Source organism: Mesorhizobium sp. WSM4816, from assembly GCF_055811535.1.
The window spans coordinates 42,037-63,374 of record NZ_JBVVQR010000016.1; the positions used below are offsets into that span (position 1 = coordinate 42,037).

22 protein-coding genes are annotated in these 21,338 nt (G+C 63.8%); 9 read left to right on the top strand and 13 right to left on the bottom strand.

Annotated features, from left to right (window positions below; genetic code table 11):
* Nucleotides 1-125: 125 nt before the first annotated feature.
* The 3 genes from AC0L3H_RS18230 to AC0L3H_RS18240 form a co-directional block, all read right to left on the bottom strand.
* Complete coding sequence (locus AC0L3H_RS18230) at nucleotides 126-1,082, bottom strand: alpha/beta fold hydrolase (protein WP_473586380.1); 957 nt, start codon at nucleotides 1,080-1,082, stop codon at nucleotides 126-128.
* Between the two features lie 26 nt (nucleotides 1,083-1,108).
* On the bottom strand, nucleotides 1,109-1,594 hold the full coding sequence (locus AC0L3H_RS18235) for an SRPBCC family protein (RefSeq protein WP_473586381.1): 486 nt from the start codon (nucleotides 1,592-1,594) through the stop codon (nucleotides 1,109-1,111).
* 482 nt (nucleotides 1,595-2,076) lie between these two features.
* Nucleotides 2,077-2,325 (bottom strand): ParB N-terminal domain-containing protein, encoded by a 249-nt coding sequence (locus tag AC0L3H_RS18240; protein WP_077371468.1) that lies wholly within the window; start codon nucleotides 2,323-2,325, stop codon nucleotides 2,077-2,079.
* Between the two features lie 156 nt (nucleotides 2,326-2,481).
* Here AC0L3H_RS18240 and AC0L3H_RS18245 point away from each other — a divergent pair, with 156 nt between their 5' ends.
* The 5 genes from AC0L3H_RS18245 to AC0L3H_RS18265 all read left to right on the top strand — a co-directional run bounded on the left by AC0L3H_RS18245 (nucleotide 2,482) and on the right by AC0L3H_RS18265 (nucleotide 8,179).
* Nucleotides 2,482-4,122: a N,N-dimethylformamidase beta subunit family domain-containing protein gene (locus AC0L3H_RS18245; protein WP_473586382.1), complete on the top strand. Its 1,641-nt coding sequence runs from the start codon at nucleotides 2,482-2,484 to the stop codon at nucleotides 4,120-4,122.
* A 1-nt stretch (nucleotide 4,123) separates the two neighbouring features.
* Complete coding sequence (locus AC0L3H_RS18250; protein WP_473586383.1) at nucleotides 4,124-5,503, top strand: aminotransferase family protein; 1,380 nt, start codon at nucleotides 4,124-4,126, stop codon at nucleotides 5,501-5,503.
* Nucleotides 5,504-5,506: 3 nt separating this feature from the next.
* On the top strand, nucleotides 5,507-6,436 hold the full coding sequence (kce, locus tag AC0L3H_RS18255) for a 3,5-dioxohexanoate:acetyl-CoA acetone transferase (protein ID WP_473586384.1): 930 nt from the start codon (nucleotides 5,507-5,509) through the stop codon (nucleotides 6,434-6,436).
* Between the two features lie 199 nt (nucleotides 6,437-6,635).
* Entirely contained in the window at nucleotides 6,636-7,139 is a 504-nt protein-coding gene (locus AC0L3H_RS18260; protein WP_473586385.1) for a GNAT family N-acetyltransferase, read from the top strand.
* 8 nt (nucleotides 7,140-7,147) lie between these two features.
* Nucleotides 7,148-8,179: a histone deacetylase family protein gene (locus tag AC0L3H_RS18265; protein WP_473586386.1), complete on the top strand. Its 1,032-nt coding sequence runs from the start codon at nucleotides 7,148-7,150 to the stop codon at nucleotides 8,177-8,179.
* Nucleotides 8,180-8,194: 15 nt separating this feature from the next.
* Here the strand turns inward: AC0L3H_RS18265 and AC0L3H_RS18270 are convergent, their stop codons facing one another.
* Nucleotides 8,195-9,460 carry a cysteine desulfurase-like protein gene (locus AC0L3H_RS18270; protein ID WP_473586387.1) on the bottom strand — a complete coding sequence of 422 codons (1,266 nt, stop codon included), beginning with the start codon at nucleotides 9,458-9,460 and terminating at the stop codon, nucleotides 8,195-8,197.
* A gap of 59 nt (nucleotides 9,461-9,519) precedes the next feature.
* On the bottom strand, nucleotides 9,520-10,587 hold the full coding sequence (locus AC0L3H_RS18275; protein ID WP_473586388.1) for an aldo/keto reductase: 1,068 nt from the start codon (nucleotides 10,585-10,587) through the stop codon (nucleotides 9,520-9,522).
* Nucleotides 10,588-10,829: 242 nt separating this feature from the next.
* Here AC0L3H_RS18275 and AC0L3H_RS18280 point away from each other — a divergent pair, with 242 nt between their 5' ends.
* Complete coding sequence (locus AC0L3H_RS18280) at nucleotides 10,830-10,994, top strand: hypothetical protein (RefSeq protein WP_095489547.1); 165 nt, start codon at nucleotides 10,830-10,832, stop codon at nucleotides 10,992-10,994.
* A gap of 44 nt (nucleotides 10,995-11,038) precedes the next feature.
* Here the strand turns inward: AC0L3H_RS18280 and AC0L3H_RS18285 are convergent, their stop codons facing one another.
* Complete coding sequence (locus AC0L3H_RS18285; protein WP_473586389.1) at nucleotides 11,039-11,545, bottom strand: DUF1993 domain-containing protein; 507 nt, start codon at nucleotides 11,543-11,545, stop codon at nucleotides 11,039-11,041.
* Nucleotides 11,546-11,669: 124 nt separating this feature from the next.
* Here AC0L3H_RS18285 and AC0L3H_RS18290 point away from each other — a divergent pair, with 124 nt between their 5' ends.
* Nucleotides 11,670-12,719, top strand: a complete 1,050-nt coding sequence (locus AC0L3H_RS18290) for a DUF1176 domain-containing protein (protein WP_473586390.1) — start codon at nucleotides 11,670-11,672, stop codon at nucleotides 12,717-12,719.
* Here the strand turns inward: AC0L3H_RS18290 and AC0L3H_RS18295 are convergent.
* The 7 genes from AC0L3H_RS18295 to AC0L3H_RS18325 are packed head-to-tail and all read right to left on the bottom strand — an operon-like array spanning nucleotide 12,716 to nucleotide 19,066.
* Nucleotides 12,716-13,621 carry an alpha/beta hydrolase family protein gene (locus tag AC0L3H_RS18295; protein ID WP_473586391.1) on the bottom strand — a complete coding sequence of 302 codons (906 nt, stop codon included), beginning with the start codon at nucleotides 13,619-13,621 and terminating at the stop codon, nucleotides 12,716-12,718. The two genes, AC0L3H_RS18290 and AC0L3H_RS18295, sit on opposite strands and share 4 nt — an antisense overlap.
* Nucleotides 13,622-13,653: 32 nt before the next feature.
* Nucleotides 13,654-15,276 (bottom strand): NTP transferase domain-containing protein, encoded by a 1,623-nt coding sequence (locus tag AC0L3H_RS18300; RefSeq protein WP_473586392.1) that lies wholly within the window; start codon nucleotides 15,274-15,276, stop codon nucleotides 13,654-13,656.
* Nucleotides 15,273-15,977 (bottom strand): XdhC family protein, encoded by a 705-nt coding sequence (locus AC0L3H_RS18305; protein WP_128173195.1) that lies wholly within the window; start codon nucleotides 15,975-15,977, stop codon nucleotides 15,273-15,275. The genes AC0L3H_RS18300 and AC0L3H_RS18305 overlap by 4 nt, the downstream gene beginning before the upstream one ends.
* Nucleotides 15,978-15,986: 9 nt before the next feature.
* A complete protein-coding gene (locus tag AC0L3H_RS18310) occupies nucleotides 15,987-16,325 on the bottom strand; it encodes an XdhC family protein (protein WP_027154201.1) in 339 nt (112 codons plus the stop codon).
* Between the two features lie 28 nt (nucleotides 16,326-16,353).
* Nucleotides 16,354-17,604, bottom strand: coding sequence for a vWA domain-containing protein (locus AC0L3H_RS18315; RefSeq protein ID WP_473586393.1), 1,251 nt, complete (start codon nucleotides 17,602-17,604; stop codon nucleotides 16,354-16,356).
* Between the two features lie 4 nt (nucleotides 17,605-17,608).
* Nucleotides 17,609-18,538 (bottom strand): AAA family ATPase, encoded by a 930-nt coding sequence (locus AC0L3H_RS18320; protein WP_473586394.1) that lies wholly within the window; start codon nucleotides 18,536-18,538, stop codon nucleotides 17,609-17,611.
* 33 nt (nucleotides 18,539-18,571) lie between these two features.
* Entirely contained in the window at nucleotides 18,572-19,066 is a 495-nt protein-coding gene (locus AC0L3H_RS18325; RefSeq protein ID WP_023798233.1) for a flavin reductase, read from the bottom strand.
* 191 nt (nucleotides 19,067-19,257) lie between these two features.
* Here AC0L3H_RS18325 and AC0L3H_RS18330 point away from each other — a divergent pair, with 191 nt between their 5' ends.
* Both AC0L3H_RS18330 and AC0L3H_RS18335 read left to right on the top strand, forming a co-directional pair.
* Nucleotides 19,258-20,337 carry a branched-chain amino acid ABC transporter substrate-binding protein gene (locus AC0L3H_RS18330; RefSeq protein ID WP_473586395.1) on the top strand — a complete coding sequence of 360 codons (1,080 nt, stop codon included), beginning with the start codon at nucleotides 19,258-19,260 and terminating at the stop codon, nucleotides 20,335-20,337.
* Complete coding sequence (locus AC0L3H_RS18335; RefSeq protein ID WP_473494275.1) at nucleotides 20,337-21,338, top strand: P1 family peptidase; 1,002 nt, start codon at nucleotides 20,337-20,339, stop codon at nucleotides 21,336-21,338. Before AC0L3H_RS18330 ends, AC0L3H_RS18335 begins: the two co-directional genes overlap by 1 nt.

The following is a 21,338-nucleotide window of genomic DNA, read 5'->3' on the forward strand; positions in this document are numbered from 1 at the left end:
GAAAAGCTTTGATGGCGCCATCTGTTGGCGTGATGCGGCAGGCCGAATGTACGATCAGGCGCGATGCGCAACGAGCGTCGCCGGCCATCTCGCGGGAGGACGGCCGGCAGGCAGTTGTCAGGCGGTCAGTGCGTTTCTCTGACGATCTCGTCCCAGGTCTTGACCTTGGTCTCGCCATTGAGGAAGGGCAGTGCGGCGGCCACCAGTTCCGGCGCGAAAAACACGTCGTAGTGGGTGCGGTTCGGCAGGATGGCCAAGCGGTTCTGCGACAGGTTCTCGCGCATCCAGCCGGCGTCCTTCAGCCCGCCGCCGAGCATCTGATAGAACTTGATCTCATGCTCGGGCCGGTACATGTCGCTGTCGCCAAATATCAGCATGACCGGCATCTTCAGCTTCGCTACGTCGGCGGAGTAGTCGTAGTCCTTGCGCATATGGGTGCCCAGCTGGTCGAGCAGTTTTGGAAAATCCTGCGGGTGCGGCGCGACCGCCACGTAGGATTTGTACATCGGCGTGTCCTTCATCATGTCGGCCATCGCGGCGCCGACCTGCGCCTGCTGAGTACGCATGTCGGCATAGAAGCCGTCCGAGGCATAGCCGGTCGAGACCAGCACCAGCCGGCGCACTGTCTCGGGATGCTGGACGGCCATGCGGAAGGCGACGCCGCCGCCCAGCGAGTAACCCATGACGTCGACTTTGTCGTAGCCGAGCGCCTTGACGATCGCCGCCATGTCGTCGCCCATCGTTTCAAGGCTCAACGGCCGATCGCCGAGCGCGGTGCGGCCGTGACCATGCAGGTCGACGCCGATGACGGTGCGGTTCTCCGCAAGCTTCGGCAGGATCGGCGCGAACATGTCTGTGGTGCCGAGACCACCATGCAGCAGAAGCAGCGGCTCGCCCCGGCCATAGACGGCGTAATAATAATTCAGGCCGTTGATCGGCAGCAGGCCGGATTTCGCCGGCTTGGGCATGGCTTTCGTTTCGCTGGTCATGGACGGCTTTGCGTCCTCGGCTTTGCTGGCGCCCGGCGCGGCGAAGAGCGCCGCAGCCGAGGCGAAAATGGCGAAAAACATCGATCTGGACATGTCGGTCTCCTTGCGTCCCGCCGATATCAAAGCCGCCTGGCGACTTCTTCGAGCTGGTCGGCGCACTGGCCCCAGCCCTCGTGAAAGCCCATCTTCTCGTGCTCTTCGCGGTCAGTGACCGACCAATGCGCAACCCGGGCGATGTAGCGGGTCTTGCCCTCGCCCTCATCCTCAAAGGTCAGCATGACCGTCATGAACGGCTTTTCGGAAGGCTCCCAGGCCTTTGTATAGGCGTCGGTGAGAACGATCTTTTTGCCCGGCACGACTTCGAGGAAGACCCCGGGGTTCGGGAATTCGTTGCCGTCGGGACCGGCCATCACAACCAGGCTGGAGCCGCCGGTGCGTACGTCCATTTCGGCGCGCGGCGTCGTCCACGGCTTTGGCGCGAACCATTGCGTCACGAGCTTCGGCTCGGTCCAGCAGCGATAGACGTTCTCGCGCGGCGCATCGATGATGCGGGCGAGAACCAGTTCACGGTCGGAACTGGGGGCGATGTCGAGCTTGGTCGTCATGATGGTCTCCTCAGAGTTGATTGGCTTCGTGCCAAGGACGAGCCACGAGAGCGCGGCCCGACACCGCCAACGAAATAATGTCGACAACATCCGTACTTTACGTCGATCTGCCAGTGGCGCTGCAGGGATCTGACGGGTCGGAAGTATTCCGTCGTTCACTTCAGTGGGCCATCATAAACATTCTAGATTGGCCAAGCCTCCAACTTCGTCATCCCTGGGCGAAGCAGGAGCGAAGCTCCGTCGCGGAGACCCTGGGATCCATTCCGTGACCACGGCCGAAGAATGCAGCGGTGCGCAAATGAGCACCGTAGCAGCGCTCCGAAGTCGCGGCATGGATTCTGGGGTCTGCGCCGCGTCGCTTCGCTCCTTGCACCGCCCCAGGATGACGAAATGACGGACGCTTCAGCTAATCGCCGAGGCGCGCGTCACATCAGCACGCGACCAAAGCCTTCCACGGCGAGGACCATATCGCTCCGTGACCGTCAGTGGCGCTTGGCTTGCACCAGATAGGCGTCGATCTCGGTCTCGCCGAGCCACTTCGCCGCTTCCAGCCGGTGCAGGCCTTCAACCAGGATATGGCGCTTGCCGTCGTGGCGCACCTGGATCGGCGTCTTCATGCCGTTTTCCAGAATGTCCTCGGCCAGATGCCGAACGGTCTCGGGATGCAGCGTCTTCCTGCGCGCGGTCGGCACGTAGATGTCGTCCACCCTGACCTTTTGCACTCTCAGCATGTCGGCTCCCGCGGCGGAAAAGGCCGCCTTTTGAGAGATAGTCGGTTTGACCGGCAAGGCCAAGGCCGGCTGTCAGCTATCGCTGGCCCGATCGTTTCCGATTGACGCTTGCCGAGCAGATGGCCGAAATGGCGATCTTCGATCATGCCGGTAGCCATGACTGACTTGCCGACCGAATTCCCCGATTTCGGACTGACGCCCCACCAGCGCCGGCAAGCGGTGCGCGGCCACTACTGGGAGTGGCCGGGCATGGACGGCGAACATGGCGAGATCTGGTGCTACAGCGACCGTTTCTTCTACCGTCGGGGCGAGACGGTGACGCTGCATGTCAGTTCGACGGCCTCCAGCTTCAGCATGGCGATCGTCCGCGACGGCGGCATCGAGACGAAAATGTTCGAGAAGGCCGGGATCGCGGCACGCTGGCAGGATACACCCGACCAATGTTCGGTCCTAGGCTGCGGCTGGGACGCGTCGTTTGAATTCCGCGTCGGCGACGACTGGCCGTCCGGGGCCCATCGCGTCACGCTGACGGCGGATGGCCGCGATGGCAAGCCGGTCCGCTGCCACCATCTTTTCATCGTTACCCCGCAGCCCGGCAAGAAACGGGGTCGTGTGCTGCAGGTCGCCGCCACCGGCACCTGGCTTGCCTACAACACTTGGGGCGGCTCCAATCATTACGAAGGCATCACCGGCCCGAACCGCGACCAGTATGCCCCAATGGTGTCGACGCAGCGGCCATGGTGCCGCGGCTTTGTTGTCCTGCCGAAGGAGGCGCCGCGCGTGCCGCTCGAGGTCGCCGTGGCGCCCAAAACCGTGCCGCGCTATCCGCATATGGAATGGGCCTTCGCCACCGGCCATTCGAAGAAATACGCCTCGTCCGGCTGGGCAAGCTATGACAGCCACTTCTTTCGTTTTGCCGAACGCGCCGGCTATGCGGTCGACCTTGCCAGCCAGCACGAATTGCATTTCTCGCCCGAAATCCTCGACGGCTACGACTGCGTCGTCTTCGTCGGCCATGACGAATACTGGACCTGGGAGATGCGCGACGCTGTCGACGCCTATGTCGAGCGCGGCGGCCATGCGGCGCGCTTCGCCGGCAATTTCATGTGGCAGACCAGACTGGAGGACGAGGGCCGCCGCCAGGTCTGCTACAAATACCGCGCCCGCGCCGAGGATCCGGTCTATCGCGGCGGCGACGTGACCCGCGCCACCAACTCCTGGGAAGCACCGGAAATCGGCCGGCCGGGTGCGACGACCTTCGGGCTCAATGCGACCAGGGGCATCTACGCCGGCTGGGGCGGTTGCGCACCGCGCGGCGTGCGCGGCTTTCCGGTCTACCGGCCTGAGCATTGGGCGTTCACCGGCACAGGCATCTATTACGGCGACCTGCTCGGCGCCGACAGCCATGTCTATGGCTATGAGGTCGACGGGCTCGACCACGAGATCCACGGCGGCCTGCCCTACCCGACGCCCGACAGCGGCGCGCCGGATGGGCTGGAAATCCTTGCGGTCGGCATGGCTGCGCAAGTCGAGGAGAGCGCCGACATCCCGTTCGAACACCAGTTTCTCGGCGACGAGGATGGACGCTTCACCGCCGAAACGCTGTTCGGCGAGGCGAGCGACGCCAATCTCGACAAGGTCAAGCGCGGCAACGGCATGATCGTCAATTTCCGGCGCGGCAAGGGCGAGGTGTTCCACGCCGGAAGCTGCGAATGGGTCGCCGGCCTGCTAAGGCAGGACGCGATGGTCGAGCGCGTCACCAGGAATGTACTCGACCGCTATCTCGGAAAGTCCTGACATGCTGAAGTCCCAGACCCCTGCCCCGGATACCGAGACGCGCCTGCCGTCGCATCTGTTCTATCTGTCCAGCCTGCGCCGGCCGCTGGTCGACCGCGCCGAAGGCATCTACATCTGGACGCAGGACGGCCGCCGCTTCATCGACGGGTCGAGCGGACCGATGGTCGCCAATATCGGTCATTCCAACCGCAACGTGCTCGATGCGATGAAGCGGCAGATGGATCGCGCCACCTTCGCCTACCGGCTGCATTTCGAGAACGAGCCGGCCGAGGACCTGGCACGGGAGTTGGCGGGAAAGCTGCCCGAAGGCCTGGACCGGATCTTCTTTGTCTCGGGCGGTTCGGAAGCGACGGAATCCTGCGTCAAGCTGGCGCGGCAATGGGCTGTCGCCACCGGACAGGCCAGCCGCTGGAAGGTGATCACGCGCTTTCCATCCTATCATGGCGGCACGCTCGGGGCGCTCGCCGTCACCGGCGACGATGCGCTGGCCGAAACCTTTGCGCCGATGATGCAGGTCATGCCGACCGTGCCGGCGCCGGCCGCCTGGCGCGACCGCGACAATCTCTCGATGGAACAGCGCGGCGTCCGCTACGCCGACATGCTGGAGGAGAAGATCCTCGCCGAGGGGCCGCAAAGCGTGCTCGCCTTCATCATGGAGCCGGTCGGCGGCGCTGCCACCGCGGCGCTGGTGGCGCCGGACAGCTATTATCCGCGCATCCGCGAAATCTGCGACCGCTACGGCATCCTGCTCATCCATGACGAAGTGATGAGCGGTGCCGGCCGCACCGGCAAATTCCTCGGCGGCGACCATTTTGACTGCAAGCCCGACATCGTCGCGCTGTCGAAGGGGCTGGGCTCGGGCTATGCGCCGCTCGGCGCGCTGGCGGCATCCATGCGGCTGGTGCAGCCGCTGCTCGCCTCCGGCGGCTTCCAGCATGGCCATACCTATGCCGGCAATCCGCTCGCCTGCGCCGCCGGGCTCGCCGTGCTTGGCGAAATGGACCGTCTCGACCTGATCGCCAATGCGGCTGGCATGGGCGATTTTTTGATGGCTGAGTTGAAGGGCCTGGCCAAACGGTTTCCGTTCGTCGCCGACGTGCGCGGCAAGGGACTGCTGCTCGGTGCCGAGATGGTCGCCGACCCCGATACGCTGCGGCCGATCGCACCGGCGAAGAAGGCCACCCAGCGCCTGCTCGACCTCGCCTATGAGCGCGGCCTGATCATCTATGGGCGAAAGGTCAAGGGCGGGGTCGACGGCGACAATTTCATGGTGGCGCCGCCGATGATCGTCACGGCCGAGCAGATCGGCGAGATCGTCGCCATCATCGGTGACTCGCTGCAGGTGCTGGCCGGCGAACTCGACCTGCCGGTCGAAGGCTGAGCCATGGCGCCGCGAAAAGTCATCATCACCTGCGCCGTCACCGGGTCGGTGCACACGCCGTCGATGTCGCCGCATCTGCCGGTGACGCCGGACCAGATCGCCGCAGAGGCGATCGCGGCTGCCGAAGCCGGCGCCTCGATCCTGCATCTTCACGCCCGTGATCCGAAGGACGGGCGGCCGACCGCAGATCCTGATGTGTTCATGCAGTTCCTGCCGCGCATCAAGCAGGCGACATCAGCGGTGATCAACATCACCACCGGCGGCTCCTCGCTGATGACGCTCGACCAGCGGCTGGCCGCACCACTCAGGGCCGGGCCCGAAATGTGCTCGCTCAACATGGGCTCGATGAATTTCGCGCTGTTCCCGATGCTCGACCGGTCAAGGGAGTGGCAGCACGAGTGGGAGCCGAAACTGCTGGAAGCGACCCGCGACACGATCTTCAAAAACACCTTTGCCGATATGGAGACCGTGCTCGAAAGACTTGGAAAGGGCTGCGGCACACGCTTCGAATTTGAATGCTACGATGTCGGCCACCTCTATTCACTGGCGCATTTTCGCGATCGAGGTCTGGTGTCGGGACCTCTGTTCATCCAGTTCGTGTTCGGCATTCTCGGCGGTATCGGCGCCGATCCCGACAATCTGGTCCATATGAAGCGCATCGCCGACAAACTGTTCGGCGATAGCTACCAGTTTTCGGTGCTGGCCGCCGGGCGCCACCAGATGCCGATGATTGCGATTGCGGCGGCGATGGGCGGCAATGTCCGCGTCGGGCTGGAGGACAGCCTTTACGACGGCCGCCAGCTGGCAAAGTCCAATGCCGACCAGGTGCGCCGCATCCGCAGCGTGCTCGACGGGCTGTCGCTGGACGTCGCCACGCCCACCGAGGCGCGCGAGATGCTGGCGCTCAAGGGCGGTGACCGGGTGGCTTTTTGATGGTTATTGGCCTGATGCGCCGCACCCCCCTCTGTCCTGCCGGACATCTCCCCCTCAAGGGGGGAGATTGGACATCACTGCGGCTTTCGCCAAATGCCGACGTTGCAGAATTGGCGACAAGACCGAAGCTGCCAATCTCCCCCCTTGAGGGGGAGATGGCCGGCAGGCCAGAGGGGGGTGCCTGGGCGCCCTGCCTGTCGTGACTACGCCATCAACAAACGTCATCATCCGCCCCGGCCGCATCGAGGACGTCGAAACCATCCATGCCGCGATCCTGCGGCTCGGCGCCCATACCGGCGCGCATCAGGAAATCACTTCTACGCCCGAAGACCTGCGCACCCATGGCTTTGGCGAAAAACCTGCCTTCTCGACTCTGCTTGCCGAAGTCGGCGGCGAGTTTGCCGGCCTGTGCCTGCATTTCCCGATCTTCTCGACCTGGATGGGGCGGCCCGGCGTCTATGTGCAGGATCTCTATGTCGAAGATCGGTTTCGCGGCCGCAGGATCGGCGAACGCCTGCTGCGGCGTGTCGCCCGAGAATGCCGGGAGGACGGCGGCGCCTATCTCAGACTGTCCGTCGACAGCGACAATGAAACCGCCAAGGCCTTTTACGAAAGGCTGGGCATTGCCTGGTCGAGCTACGAGCAGGTGCAGAAGATCGTCGGCGACGCGTTCTTTGCCTTCGCCGATGCACCAGAGGAATGAGGGAAATCATGAAAGCCTTTTATGCCGAAGAGCAGAAGCGCCACGATCCCAAGGCGTTCCTCTCCAGCGGCGCCCAAAAGCCCAATCCGGAAAAGCCGGAGCGCGTCGAACGGCTGCTCGCCGGCGCCAAGGCCGCCGGCTGCACGATTGAACGGCCGAGAGATCACGGGCTTGGTCCGGTTGCCGCGGTGCATACGCCCGAATACCTCGATTTTCTCAAGCACATTTTTACGCGCTGGCAGCGCATCGAAGGCGCTTCGGCCGAAGTCATCCCCAACATTCATCCGATCGCGCGGGGCGGCTCCTATCCGGCCTCGGCGGTCGGCCAGGCCGGCTACCACATGGCCGACACCGCTTGCCCGATCTCCGCCGAGACTTGGGCGAGCGCGCTGTGGAGCGCCTGGAGCGCGGTCGAGGCCGCCGAGGCGGTGATGGCGGGCGCGCCGGCTGCCTATGCGCTGTGCCGTCCGCCCGGCCATCACGCCTTTGCCGACGTCGCCGGCGGCTTCTGCTTCATCAACAACTCGGCGGTCGCGGCGCAGACGATGCGCAAGAATGCAGCACGGGTGGCGATCCTCGACGTCGACCTGCATCACGGCAACGGCACGCAAGGCATTTTCTACGCCCGGCCGGACGTGCTCACCGTCTCGCTGCATGCCGATCCGGTGCGCTTCTATCCGTTCTTCTGGGGTCATGCCGACGAGCGCGGCGAAGGGTCTGGTCTCGGCTACAATCTCAACCTGCCGCTGGCGCGCAAATCCGGCGATGCTGGGTTCCTCGAAGCACTCGACATGGCGTTCCAGCTCATCCGCGCCTTTGCGCCGGAAGCGCTTGTCGTGGCGCTTGGGCTTGACGCCTTCGAGGGCGATCCGTTCGGCGGACTATCGGTGACGACGCAGGGCTTCTCGCGCATCGGCGAGGCTATCGCCGGTCGCGGCCTGCCGACGGTCATCGTCCAGGAAGGCGGCTATCTCTGCGACGAACTCGGCGACAATCTTACTGCCTTCCTCACCGGGTTCAGCGGCGGCAAGAAACGCTAATATCAGCCGGATGCCTCAGGATCGCTCCTGTCGCAGCATCGCGATAACGCGATGCACGCTCTCCAGCGTCTCATCGATCTCGGCCGCCGTATTGTAATGGGCGATGCCGATGCGCACGACACCGTGCTCGGCTGGAATGCCGAGCTGATGGACGATCTCCCAGGCGTAGTTGTGGCCGGACCACAGGAAGATGTTTTCCGCATTCATCTGCCGCACGATCGTCTCCGGCACGATGCCGTCGACGGTGAACGAAACCGTCGGCACGCGCTCGCCGACCCGCGCCGGATCGGTGATGCCGTGGATGGTCAGGCCCGAAACGGCCGACAGGCCGTCGATCAGCTTTTGCGTCAGCCTGTTCTCGTAAGCAATTGAAATTTCAAACGCCTCGACTATCCTAGCACGTCGCGAACCATCCTTACCGGCGGCGGCGCCCAAGTCCGCAAAATAATCGACCGCGGCTGTCAGTCCGGCCATCAGCTCGATCTGCGGCGTGCCGAGCTCGAACCGCTCCGGCAGAGCATTGGACGAACAGCGGCATTTGTAGGGTTTCAGCGCGTCGATGACATCCGGCCGGCCCCACACTATGCCCATGTGCGGCCCGAAGAATTTATAGGCCGAGCAGGCCAGGAAATCGCAGCCAATGTCCTGCACGTCGATCAGGCCGTGCGGCGCGAACTGCACGGCGTCGACATAGACCAGCGCGCCGGCCTGCCTGGCGATACGGGTCAGCGCCTTCACCCGGTTGACCGAGCCGGTCAGGTTGCTGGCGTAGTTCAAGGCGACAAGCCGCGTCCTGTCGGTGAGCAGCGCAGCAAGCGCCGCCTCCTCGATCTGCCAGCTCTGCTGGTCAAAAGCCAGCCAGCGCACGACAAGGCCAAGATCTTCGGCGAGCTGCAGCCACGGCGAAACGTTGCCCTCGTGGTCCATACGGGTGAGGATGATCTCGTCACCGGGTTTCATCGTGCGGCCGAGGGTGCGCGACATGTGGTAAGTCAGCGTCGTCATGTTGGCGCCGATGATGATTTCCTGCGGGCTTGCAGCACCGAGGAAATCGGCCATCGCCGCATGGGCGTCATCGACGATTTGTTGCGCCATGATCGTGGTTTCGAAGAAGCCGCCGAGATTGGCGTTTGTTGTCAGCAGGCAGCGTGACACCGCGTCTGCGACCGCTTGCGGCACCTGCGTGCCGGCAGGGTTATCGAAATAGATGCGGCGACGGCCCTTGTCGGTCAGCGACAGTGCCGGAAATTTCTCGCGCACGACCTCAATCGGAAAATTCACTTTTTCCCCCTCCCTACTGAAATCGTTTGGCAATCACACCTACAGAGCCGGAAAGCAGCTCACGGACACGGGTTGCCGACACGCTGGTGGATTGCATCGACCGCCTTCTGCATATCCTCGGTCCAGACGACATCGGCGGAAGACAGCGCCATTTCGAGTTGCGGAAGGGTCGTCGCGCCGATGATGCTCGAAGTGACGAAGGGCCGGCTCGTGACATAAGCGTTGGCAAACAATGCCGGCTCCATGCCGAAAGAGCGCGCCAGTTCGTTATACTGGAGCTGCGCCTCCGCGGCATTGGGCGTCTCGTAGCGCTGGCCACGGTTGAAAAGCTGAGAACGCGAGCCTTGCGGCCGCGCGCCATGATCGTATTTGCCGGTCAGGTAGCCTTGCGCCAGCGGCGAATAGGCGAGTAGGGAAACCTGTTCGCGCTCGCAGACCTCGGCAAGGTTCACCTCGAAGCTGCGGTTGACGAAATTATAGGCGTTCTGCAGCGACGCCAGGCGCGGGCCGACGCCTTTGTCGGCTTCGCCGATAAACCGCATGACGCCCCAGGAACTCTCGTTCGACAGGCCGAAATGGCGGATTTTTCCGGCCTTCACCAATTCGTCGAAGACGGCGAGCGTCTCGGAAATCGGCGTCTCGCCGCCCGGTGCACCGGCGGAATCGGCGCGCAGCGGCACGGCGCCGACGCGGTTCGGATTGGCGCCCCATGGCACGTCCCGTTCCGGCCAATGGATCTGGTAAAGGTCGAGATAATCGGTGTTGAGCCTGGTCAGCGATTTTTCGACGGCATCGAAGATGTCGGCGCGCACCAGCTTCGACGGGCGATCGCCGCGAAACCATGTGTTGGCAGTGCGGCCAACCACCTTCGAGGCGAGGATCACTTGGTCGCGGTTGCCCTTTGCCCTCATCCAGCTGCCGATGATCTTTTCGGTCCAGCCTTGCGTCTCCGCCTTGGGCGGGATCGGGTAGAGCTCGGCAGTATCGATGAAGTTGACGCCGCGCGAAAATGCCAGATCCATCTGGGCGTGGCCATCCGCTTGGGTGTTCTGCTGGCCCCAGGTCATCGATCCCAGGCAAATCTGGGAAACAAGAAGATCGGTCCGACCAAGGCGGCGTTTTTGCATGGAGTTTTCTCCGGCGGGAACTCTTTTGCGCGGCTGCGCGGGAAGGAAGCCGCAGCATACAGGAATGCGCCGGAAGTCTCCAACCCTGCCGACAGTGGCCAGCGACTTTTCCGGACGGTCGAAGCATGGCGCTCGCGAAGTCAAAGATCAGTGCAGCATGGCTGCCATGCTAAATGGTGCACTGCACAATTGTCATGATTTGCCTATATTGGGGCTTGGGAGGACCAACAGGGGCTTGAATCATGGGTTTCCTCACTGAAATGTTCGCCCGTCCGCGTCCGCAGGAACGTCTGCGCTACCGCGCGGCTCTGGCGCTGCTTCATTCGATGAGCAATGCCGACCGTGCCGACATCGGCATCAAACCAGCCGATTTTCCGCGCGTCGCCCGCGAAATGTCCTCACGTTAGTCACGGATATCCCGGCTCGACCGGGATATCTCCCTCGCCATTCTTCAACGCGATCCCATGAAAATCGCCTTGCTCAGCGGCACACCATTGTGGCGCAGGATGTCGTAAGCCGTGGTCACGTGGAAATAGAAATTGGGCATGGCGAGATGCAGCAGATACTGCATGCCGGCCATCGAGAATTCGCGCTGGCCAAGCTTCAGCTCGATCATTCTGTCATCGGAGCCGTCCATATCGGCAGCCGAGAATGTCGCCAGAAGGTCGACGGTCTTGGCGATGCGCGCCTGGAGATCGGCAAAGCTCGCCTCGTTGTCTTCATATTTCGGCATCTCGCGACCGGCAAGCCGCGACGGCGCGCCTTTGGCGTGGTCGGTGGCGATCTGCACCTGTCTGGTCAACGCATACATGTCCGGCGCCAGGCTCGACGTCAAAAACACCTGCGGATCGATCTTGCGGTCGAGCGCATTCTGCTCGGCGATGTTCAGCACGTTGGATAACGCCTTCAACCTGGCCGAGAACACCGGCACGGACGCTTCGTACATCGATATGGTCACGTGAATCTCCTATCCCGGCGGGAACGCCGACGGCGGCAGCTAGCGCCTCCGCCAGCGATTCTTCAAGCGTCACCGCGTCGCCGCAATCGCTATGATAGGATTTCCCATCCGGTGGAGATTCCCGATGAGAAGCGCCCTTTTTGCAGCGACCGCTTTTTTCTCCCTTGCCGTGACAGGCCAACCGGTGCTCGCCGCCGAAGCGCCTTATGTCGACGACAGGTCGGACGCCGAAGCGGTCATCCGCTCGTTCTACAGCGCCATCAACCGGCAAGAATTCGCGCGCGCCTGGGACTATTTCGGCGAAACCAAGCCGGTCCAGGATTTCGACGCCTTCGTCAAGGGCTATGACGGCACCGAAAGGGTCGAGGTCAAAACCGGTGGCGTGTCCGAAGACGGTGCGGCCGGCAGCATCTATTACAATGTTCCGGTCGCCATCCGGGCGACAGCCAAGGACGGCAGCGAAAATGTCTTTGCCGGCTGCTACACCCTGCGCCAGGTCAACGCCTCGATCCAGGAACCGCCATTCCGCCCGATCTTCATCGACAAGGGCGCGCTGAAACCGTCCAAGGCCGAATTCGAGGACGCCGTGCCGGCAAGCTGCGGCGACGCACCGCCGCCGCCGAAGAAGGATGCCGCGCTGGAGCAGGCCAAGAAGGCGTTTGCGGCCGCTTATGGCGACCAGTGCGACAAGGAAATGCCTGGCGGCGAGCCCTTGGCAGAGCCGGACGCCTACTCCCTGCGCTACAAGGATGCGGGCGCCGAGGCCGATCAGCCCGAACGCGAGACGCGGCTGTTTCGTTTCTTCTGCTCGATGGCTGCCTACAATGAGAGTGCCGTCTACTATGTCTACGACGATGTGTCAGGCGTCCGGCAGCTGCAGTTCGCCTTGCCGGAACTCGATATCCACTATGAGAACAACGATAGCGAAGGCAAGGTCGAGGCGATCAACGTCACCGGCTTCCAGACCGACGACCAGTTGGTCAATTCCGGATATGACGACGCCACCAAGACGATCTCGTCGCTCAACAAGTGGCGCGGTGTCGGCGATGCCGCGTCGGCCGGCACGTATCTGTTTCGCAACGGCAATTTCTCGCTGGTGCAGTACGATGTCGACGCCTCCTATGACGGCGAGATCAACCCGCAGACGGTCGTGGACTACAACACACCGCCTTAAGGGGCCTTCGACAGCATCCAGTTGAGCGTGCCGCGCCAGTCGGTCATGCGGATCGGCGTACCGTGCGTGCCGGTCTCGAAGCGGACAAAGTGGGCCGGATAGGTCTTCGATTTGGCCAGGATCGCACGGAAGAAGGCCTCCTGTTTCTCGACTGGAAACACTGGGTCCTTGCTGCCTTGGCCAAAGAAGACCGGAATACGGCGCTTGAAGGCCGGGCTCGAGAAGAAACTTTCATCCCACAGCGAACCGAGCAGCAGCAGCCCGCCGATGCGGCCGCCAGTATCCTTGCGGACGGCTAGCTTCCAGCACAGTGCGCCGCCCATCGAGCCGCAGGCGACGAAGATCTTCGCGCCCGGCGACCGTTCGGCATAGTGGCCGATCAGCGCGGCGATCTGGGCAGCACCTGTGTCGCCGAAATCGGAAAAGTCCGGTGACAGATAGAGGCCGCCATTGCCGGCCATCAGGTTCTTGATGCGGTTGAAATTGCCGCCGAAGGTGAAATCGTCGACGCCCTGCTTACGGCTGCCGCCCTGCCCGTGGAGATAGAGCACGATGATGCCGGCGCCTTGTGTGCGACCGACGGCGGCGTGGCGGATATTGCCGGCGTCGGTCTTCAGCAGCAGATCCTGCTGCACCTTGCGCACACCGGTGTCGACATACTGCGCCTGCGCGCGGCGCTCCGGCACTTTGTCGCGGGCGTTGATATCGCGCAGCTCGCGATAGTCGACGACTGTATAGGCACCCTCGGAAGAGAGGATGGCCGGATAGGCGAACAGATCGTCTTTGAAGGGCTTTAATTCGACGGCATCGGCGTAAGCGGCGGCACAAAAAACAAACGTTGCAGTCAAAAGGGCGTAGAGATTTACGAATACCCCAAGGGGTGCGACGGTACGAATAGCCATCCCTCAGGCATGCGTTTTTCGGCCCCGGTTTGTCAATCCTGCAGCACGCCGCCGGCGCCTGCCAGCGCCTCGGGGGTGTCGACATCGATGGACGCTGCCTTGCCGATCTCGACATCGATGACATCGAGCCCTTCGGCCTCGACCAGATGGCGCGCGCCGGTATCGCCTTCGAGATGAGCGATCGCCGCAAACAGCGAACGCGGCAGCAACACAGGGTTGCCTCGCTTTCCCTCATGCGACGCGCGCACGACCGATCGGCCCTCGAATTTGCGGAATGCATCGATCAGCCTGTCGAGGTCGGCTGACGCGATGCCAGGCATGTCGCCAAGCACGATCATGGCGCCGGCAGCATCGCCGCTGACCCGCGCGATGCCGGCCTTCAGCGATGAAGACAGGCCCTCGGCGAAATCCGGATTATCAGCGAAAGTCACATCCAGTCCCGACAACGCGGCGCGTACACGCTCGCGCTGATGGCCGGTGACGACGACGGTGCCCGAAGCTTTGGAGCCGAGCGCGCGCTCGGCGCTGCGGCGCACCAGCGGCTGGCCGTCGAACAGTGCCAGCAGCTTGTTCGGGCCGCCCATGCGGCTGGAGCGGCCGGCGGCCAGCAGCACGATATCGACCTTCAACTCGGCACTCTCAGACTTTGGCGCCGGCAGCGGCTCGCGCGGCTGTGGCCGGGTCGGGATTTCCATCAACAGACCGCCGACACCCATGCCGGCAATATCCTTGGCCGTCACGTCGAGACCGGCGATCAACCTGTCGAGAACCCAGTCGAAGCCGTTCTCCTTGGGGCTGCGGGCGCAGCCCGGCGCGCCGATGACGCGCTTGCCGGCAAGCGCGCCGAGCACCAGGAGATTTCCGGGATCGACCGGCATGCCGGCGCGAGTGACGGTGCCGCCGGCCTTCTCGATCGCTGCCGGGATGACGTCGCCAAAATCGCTCATCGCCGATGCGCCGAAGATCACCACAATATCGTTGTCGCGCGCCAGCGAGCCCGCAGCCTCCGCAACGGCGCCAATTTCGTGCGGCGTGCGGCGCTCGGCCGCCAGCCGGCCACCCGAGCGCGCAAGACGGGCTTCGGTGACCCGCAATGTCTTGTCGAGCACACTCGGCTTGATGCCGGGCAGAACCGTCTGGATGACGCCGACACGCACCGGCTGATAGGCATTGACGGCAAAGATCTCGCCGCTGGCGCAGATCCTTGCCACCGCATCGACCAGGGCGGAAGCAACGGCGAAGGGAATGATCTTCACGGTTGCGACCATCTGGCCGTTTTCGACCGGTGCGTGCTGCGCCAGCGTGGCGATGGTGATGGTCGGATCGACGGCGTTGATGGCGTTGATCATCGCGGCATCGACCGTGAAGATACCGGCCGCCCGGGCGTGTAGATTAACCCGGCCGGTCGCGGCGGGCTTCGCCTCGACATTGCGATGGATCATGCTTTCGGCGATCTTTTCGGCGGCAGCGTCCTCGCTCAAATCATCGGGAGCAAGAATAGCCGCGACAACCTCCGAAATCCCTGCTGACTTGAGCAAAGACACATCCTCGGCGCTCAGCCTGTGTGCCTTGCGCAAGCGCCGTTCTCCGGCCGTGGTGGCATGCGCCAGCACTGCGCCTTCGGCCGTATCTACGGGGATTGGCCCAAACTTCACGCCACCGCGTCCTTGGATTCGAGGCCGCGTGAACGAAACGCCTGGATCGCTTGCGCCAACACCGCCACAGCTATTTCGGCCGGGCTCGCCGCACCGATATCGAGACCGATCGGCGCGTGGATGCGCGCGATCTGGTCGGCGGTCGCGCCCAATGCCAGCAGGCGTTCGACCCGCTTCGCATGGGTCTTGCGGCTGCCGAGCGCCCCGACATAGAAGCAGTTGGCGTCGAGCGCCGCCTTCAGCGCGAAATCGTCGATCTTCGGATCATGGGTGACGGCGGCCAGCGCCGTAAAGCTGTCGAGCGGCTGGCGCTTCAGGATATCCTCCGGCCATTCGGCATGCAGCGCGACATCGGGAAAGCGGTCTGCGGTGGCAAAGGCCGTGCGCGGATCGACGATCTCCACCGGGTAGCCGGCGATCCTGGCCATCGGCGCCAGTGCCTGGCTGATATGGACTGCGCCGATCACCACCAGGCGCGGCTGCGGCAGGTAGGCGTTGAGGAAGAAGGTTCGCCCTTCCGCCTCGACCGACCCGGAATTGCCTGATCGAAACGCCTTGGCGATCGCAGCGCCCAATTCGCCGGCCACCTGATCGCCCTCCCGCACGATGCGATCGCGGCCATCGCCGAGATCGGTGACCAGGATCACCGCGCGGCGGGCGCGGCGTTCGGCGTTGAGTGTTTTCAGCGCATACGGATCCATAGTGCTGGCCTAACCCAATCGCTCGACATAGACCTTGATGCGGCCACCGCAGGACAGGCCGACCTGCCAGGCGGTTTCGTCGGCGACGCCGAACTCCAGCATCTTGGCCTTGCCGCTGTCGATGACGTCGACCGCCTCGGTGACCACCGCGCCTTCGACGCAGCCACCAGAGACGGAGCCGTGGAAATTGCCGTCCGCGTCGATGACAAGGTGGCTACCGACCGGGCGCGGCGCCGAGCCCCAGGTCTCGACCACGGTGGCAATCGCGACATCCTTGCCGTCTTTCATCCAGCCTTCCGCGATGATCAGCGGATCGCGGGCCTCATCGAGATAAATGCTGTTTTCCATCACCGTTTCTCCCGGAGAAAACATATGACTATGCGGCGTCTCTCGCGCCACCCTCAATCCATCTGCGTGGGTCGACGGAGCGCGCCGAAGTCTTGTCCAGCGATGCGCACAGGTCGGCGAGCGCATCGAGATTGTGCACCGAGCGAAATTCGTCGACATGCGGCAGCATCGCCTTGACGCCGCGGGCGCGCGCCTCGAAGCCGTCGAAGCGCAGCAGCGGGTTCAGCCAGATCAGCCGCCGGCAGGACTTGCGCAGGCGCTCCATTTCCTCCGACAGGCCGGCAACGTCGTCGCGCTCCAGCCCGTCGGTGATCAGGAGAACCACCGCACCCTGCCCCAGCACACGCCGCGACCACAGCCGGTTGAATTCGCCCATCGTATCGCCGATGCGGGTGCCGCCCGACCAGTCCATCACCGCCGCCGAACAGTCGGCGAGTGCTGCGTCTGGATCGCGATGGCGCATCTGCCGCGTCAGATTTGTCAGCCTGGTGCCGAAAACGAAGGCGTGCACGCGCCGGCGCTTTTCGGTCAGCGCATGCAGAAAATGCAGGAAGATGCGCGTGTACTGGCTCATCGAACCGGAAATATCGGCAAGCACGACCAGCGGCGGGTGAACCTCGCGGGCTGAACGGAATTTCGGCAGGATCAATTCGCCGCCGGTGCGCGCAGCGGAACGCATCATGGCGCGCGGATCGATACGGCGACCATGCGCATTGGACTTGAAGCGGCGTGTCCTGACCATGTCGAAGGGCAGCCGCAACTCGGCGATCGCCTTCTTGGCGTCGATCATCTCGGCGGCGTTCATCTGGGCAAAATCCTTGCCCCTCAGCACCTCGTTGCCGGAAAATGTGAAGCGGGCGTCGACCTCGATCTCGGGGATTTCCTGCACCGGCTGGTTCTTCTGGTGGCCTTCGAACATCGCCTGGCTGACGCGGTTTTCCGCAGCCCGCGGCTTTTGCTTCTCTCTGACATCAGGCGCCACCGGCGAAAACATCGCCAGCAACTTTTCGATCAGTTCGTGCGATTTCCAGAACAGCCGGAAGGTTTCGTCGAAGGTGGGGTGATCTTCGTGCCGCGATACCAGCACGGCATGCAGCGTCCAGTAGAAATCGTCGCGGGAACCGATGCCGGCGGCCAGCACCGCCTCGATGGCATCCTTGACCGAGGCCGGGCCGACCCGCATGCCGGCCTTGCGCAAGGTGCGGGCGAAATAGACGATGTTATCGGCGATCCGCCCGTCCGGCGTTGCCTCTTTCGGTTCGGGACGCAGCGTTGCCATCGCCCTACTCCGCCGCCGAAAGCTCGGCCTTCACCTCGTTGAGGATGCGCCGGCTTTCGCCCTGCTCGATACGGGCAATGTCGTCCTGGTATTTCAGCAGCACGCCGATCGTGTCGGAAACGGTTTCCGGATCGAGCGCCACCTTGTCGAGTTCGGTCAGCGCGCCGGCCCAGTCGATGGTCTCGGCCACACCTGGCACCTTGAACAGTTCGATCTGGCGCAGCTTCTGGATGAACGAAACCACCTCGGCCGACAGCCGGCTGTTGGCCTGCGGCACTTTCCGGCGCACGATTTCCAGCTCGCGCTCGGCATTCGGATAGTCGACCCAGTGATAGAGACAGCGCCGCTTCAGCGCGTCGTGGATCTCGCGGGTGCGGTTGGTGGTGATGATGACGATCGGCGGCTCCTCCGCCTTGATCGTGCCGAGCTCGGGCACCGTGACCTGGAAGTCGGAGAGGATTTCGAGCAGGAACGCCTCGAAGGCCTCATCGGTGCGGTCGAGCTCGTCGATCAGGAAGACCGGGGCGGCGCCCGCCTTGCCGGTCAGCGCGTCGAGCACCGGGCGGCGGATCAGGTATTTTTCGGAAAAGACGTTGCGCTCCATGTCGGAGCGGTCAACCTTGCCGGCCGCCTCCTCCATGCGGATCTCGATCATCTGCGCGGCATAATTCCACTCGTAGACGGCCGAAGAGACATCAAGGCCTTCATAGCATTGCAGGCGGATCAGCCGGCGGCCGAGCGCTTGCGCCAGCACCTTGGCGATCTCGGTCTTGCCGACGCCGGCCTCGCCCTCGAGGAACAGCGGCCGTTTCATGCGCAGCGACAAGAACAGCACGGTCGCCAGCGACCGGTCCGCCACATAGTCCGCGCCGGTCAGGAGATCGAGCGTCTCATCGATCGTCCGCGGCGTAGGGGGTGGTTTCAACCCGGTCATTCTCTCTCCGTGCGTGCGGCCCATCCAGAGCCTCTACAGAGCGTGATAGCCGCGGTCGTGATAGATCAGCGGCCGCAAATTATCGCCGATACGCAGGCCTGTCACCTTGCCAAAAAGCACACGGTGGGTGGCCAGATCCTTGGTATCGATCAGTTCGCAGTCGAACACGGCAAGCGCGCCCTTCAGTGTCGGCGCGCCGGTCGAGATCATATCCCACTCGCCGAGCGCGAAGCGTTCCTCGACGGGCAGGCCGGTGAGGCCGGAAAAGCCGACCGACAGCGCCTCCTGGTCCGAAGCCAGCGCGTTCAAGGCGAACCTGCCATTCTTCACGAACGGCTCGTTCTTGGGATTTTCGCGATTGAGGCAGACCAGGATGGTCGGCGGCGTGTCCGACACCGAACAGGCTGCAATGACAGTCGCACCGCGCCTGCCGGCGGAACCATCGGTGGTGACCACATGGACGTGGCCGGCAAAATGGGCCATCGCGTCGCGATAGGCCTGCGGCCCTATGTCGTTCTTCTTCAGCACCGGCGATTTCCATTGGTTTGAAGCGAGATGAACCCAACCGTTATATATGGCGGCATATTGCATGCCACAAGCGAAGTGGTTGACATGCATCCTGAATTTCGCGTGTTGCGTGAAAGCTGACCAGCCTTTAGGTCTTGGCAGGAAGTGGCGCCGGCAAACACGCGACCGGCGCGGAGGAATTCTTCGCTCGCATGCGACCCCGGACAAAAGGCACGACAACGACAATAGCGGTGCTGGCCTGGCTGTCTCTCGCCGGTAACGCGAACGCTGAGACGCTGCTGGTCGGTGTCGCGGCACCACTGTCCGGGCCGTCGGCGACCCTCGGCAAGCAGATCGAGGCGGGCGCCGGCCTGGCGGCAGCGGCGAACGGTGCTCAACTCAAGGTTGTTGACGACGCCTGCACGGCCGATGGCGGGGCTGCCGCGGCGAGGGAATTCGTTGCGTCGAAAGTCGGCGTGGTCGTCGGCTTCCTCTGCACCGAGGCGATCGAGGCGGCACTGCCGATCCTGAAAGACGCCAACATACCGGTCATCACCGTCGGCGTGCGCACCGAAAGCCTGACCGACCGGCGCGCCAAGACCGGCTGGCCGATCTTTCGGCTTGGGCCGCGTGGCGATGACGAGCGCAACGCCGTCGCCATCAATCTCACCCGCCAATGGCAGAACGAGCTGTTCGCCATCATCGACGACGGCACGATTTACGGCCGCGAAATCGCCGAGACGCTTCGGGCGGCAGCCGAGCAGGCGGCGCTGAAACCGGTGTTCGTCGACACATTCAGGCCGCAGCTCGGCAACCAGATCGGGCTGATCGGGCGGCTGAGGAAGGCCGGCGCAACGCATGTCTTCGCCGGCGGCGACGGCGAAGACATCGCCATCATGGGCCGCGACGCCGGCCAGCTCGACGCCGGCATCATTTTTGCCGGCGGCGAAGCGCTGCGCACAGCGCCCGGCGACGTGCCTTACGCCACGGGCACGCTGATGTTTGCGCCGCCCGAATGGGCCGATGTCGCCGACTCCGAGGTGCTCGAAAGCTTTGCCGCACAAAAGATCGTGCCGGAGGGCTACACGCTGCCGGCCTATGCGGCGGTCGAGATCGCCAAGGCGGCGACGGCCGAAACCTCCGGCAAGCCACTGGCCGATGCGCTCGCCGCGCATGACTTCAGTACCGCGATCGGGCCGATCCGCTTTGACGGCAAGGGCGACTTGACCGAAAACCTTTATCGGGTCTTCCGTTTCAACGGCGCAAATTTCGTGCCGGCGGAGGCCAAATGATGTTTCGCACCGGGCCGCGCAATCTCATCACCGATGTCGCCGGACTGCGTGTCGGCAACGCTTCCGATGCGAGGCTGAAGTCCGGGGTGACCACCATCGTCTGCGACGAGCCGGCAGTGGCCGGTGTGCAGATCCTGGGCGGTGCGCCGGGCACCCGCGAGACCGACCTGCTCGAGCCGCACAATTCAATCGAGGCGATCCATGCCGTGGTGCTTTCGGGCGGCTCGGCGTTCGGTCTCGATGCCGCCTCCGGCGTGCAGGCGGCACTGCGCGAAAACGGCATCGGCGTGGAGGTCGGCGGCTTTCGCGTGCCGATCGTGCCGGCGGCGATCTTGTTCGACCTGCGCAACGGCGGCGACAAGGACTGGGGCCGCTATCCGCCCTACCGCGATCTCGGCTATGAGGCGGCACAGGCAGTCGGCATCGATTTTCCGCTCGGCACGGTCGGCGCGGGCACCGGTGCCCTGAGTTCCGGCCTCAAGGGCGGCCTCGGATCGGCCTCGACGATGCTCGACAGCGGCGTCACCATCGGCGCACTCGCCGCCGTCAATCCGACCGGCTCGGTGACGATCGCCCGAAGCAGGCACTTCTGGGCAGCGCCCTTCGAGATCGGCGACGAGTTCGGCGGGCTTGGTTATCCCGCGCCGATGCCGGCGGACGCGAAAAGGATCCTGCTGAAATTTCGCGACAAGCACGTCGGAGGCAACACGACCATCGCCGTCATCGCCACGGACGCCCTTCTCACCAAGGCCGCCGCAAAACGCCTGGCGATATCAGCGCATGACGGCTTCGTGCGCGCCATTTGGCCGACACATACGCCGGCCGACGGCGATCTGGTTTTCGCGCTGGCGACCGGCAAGAGCGGCATCGAGCTCGCGCCCAACGACGCCATCGAGCTTTACGCCGCGGCCGGCGCCACCATGGCGCGCGCCATCAGCCGCGGCGTCTTTGCCGCAACGCCCGCCGATGGCGATCTGTTTCCGGTTTGGTCGTCGCGCTGA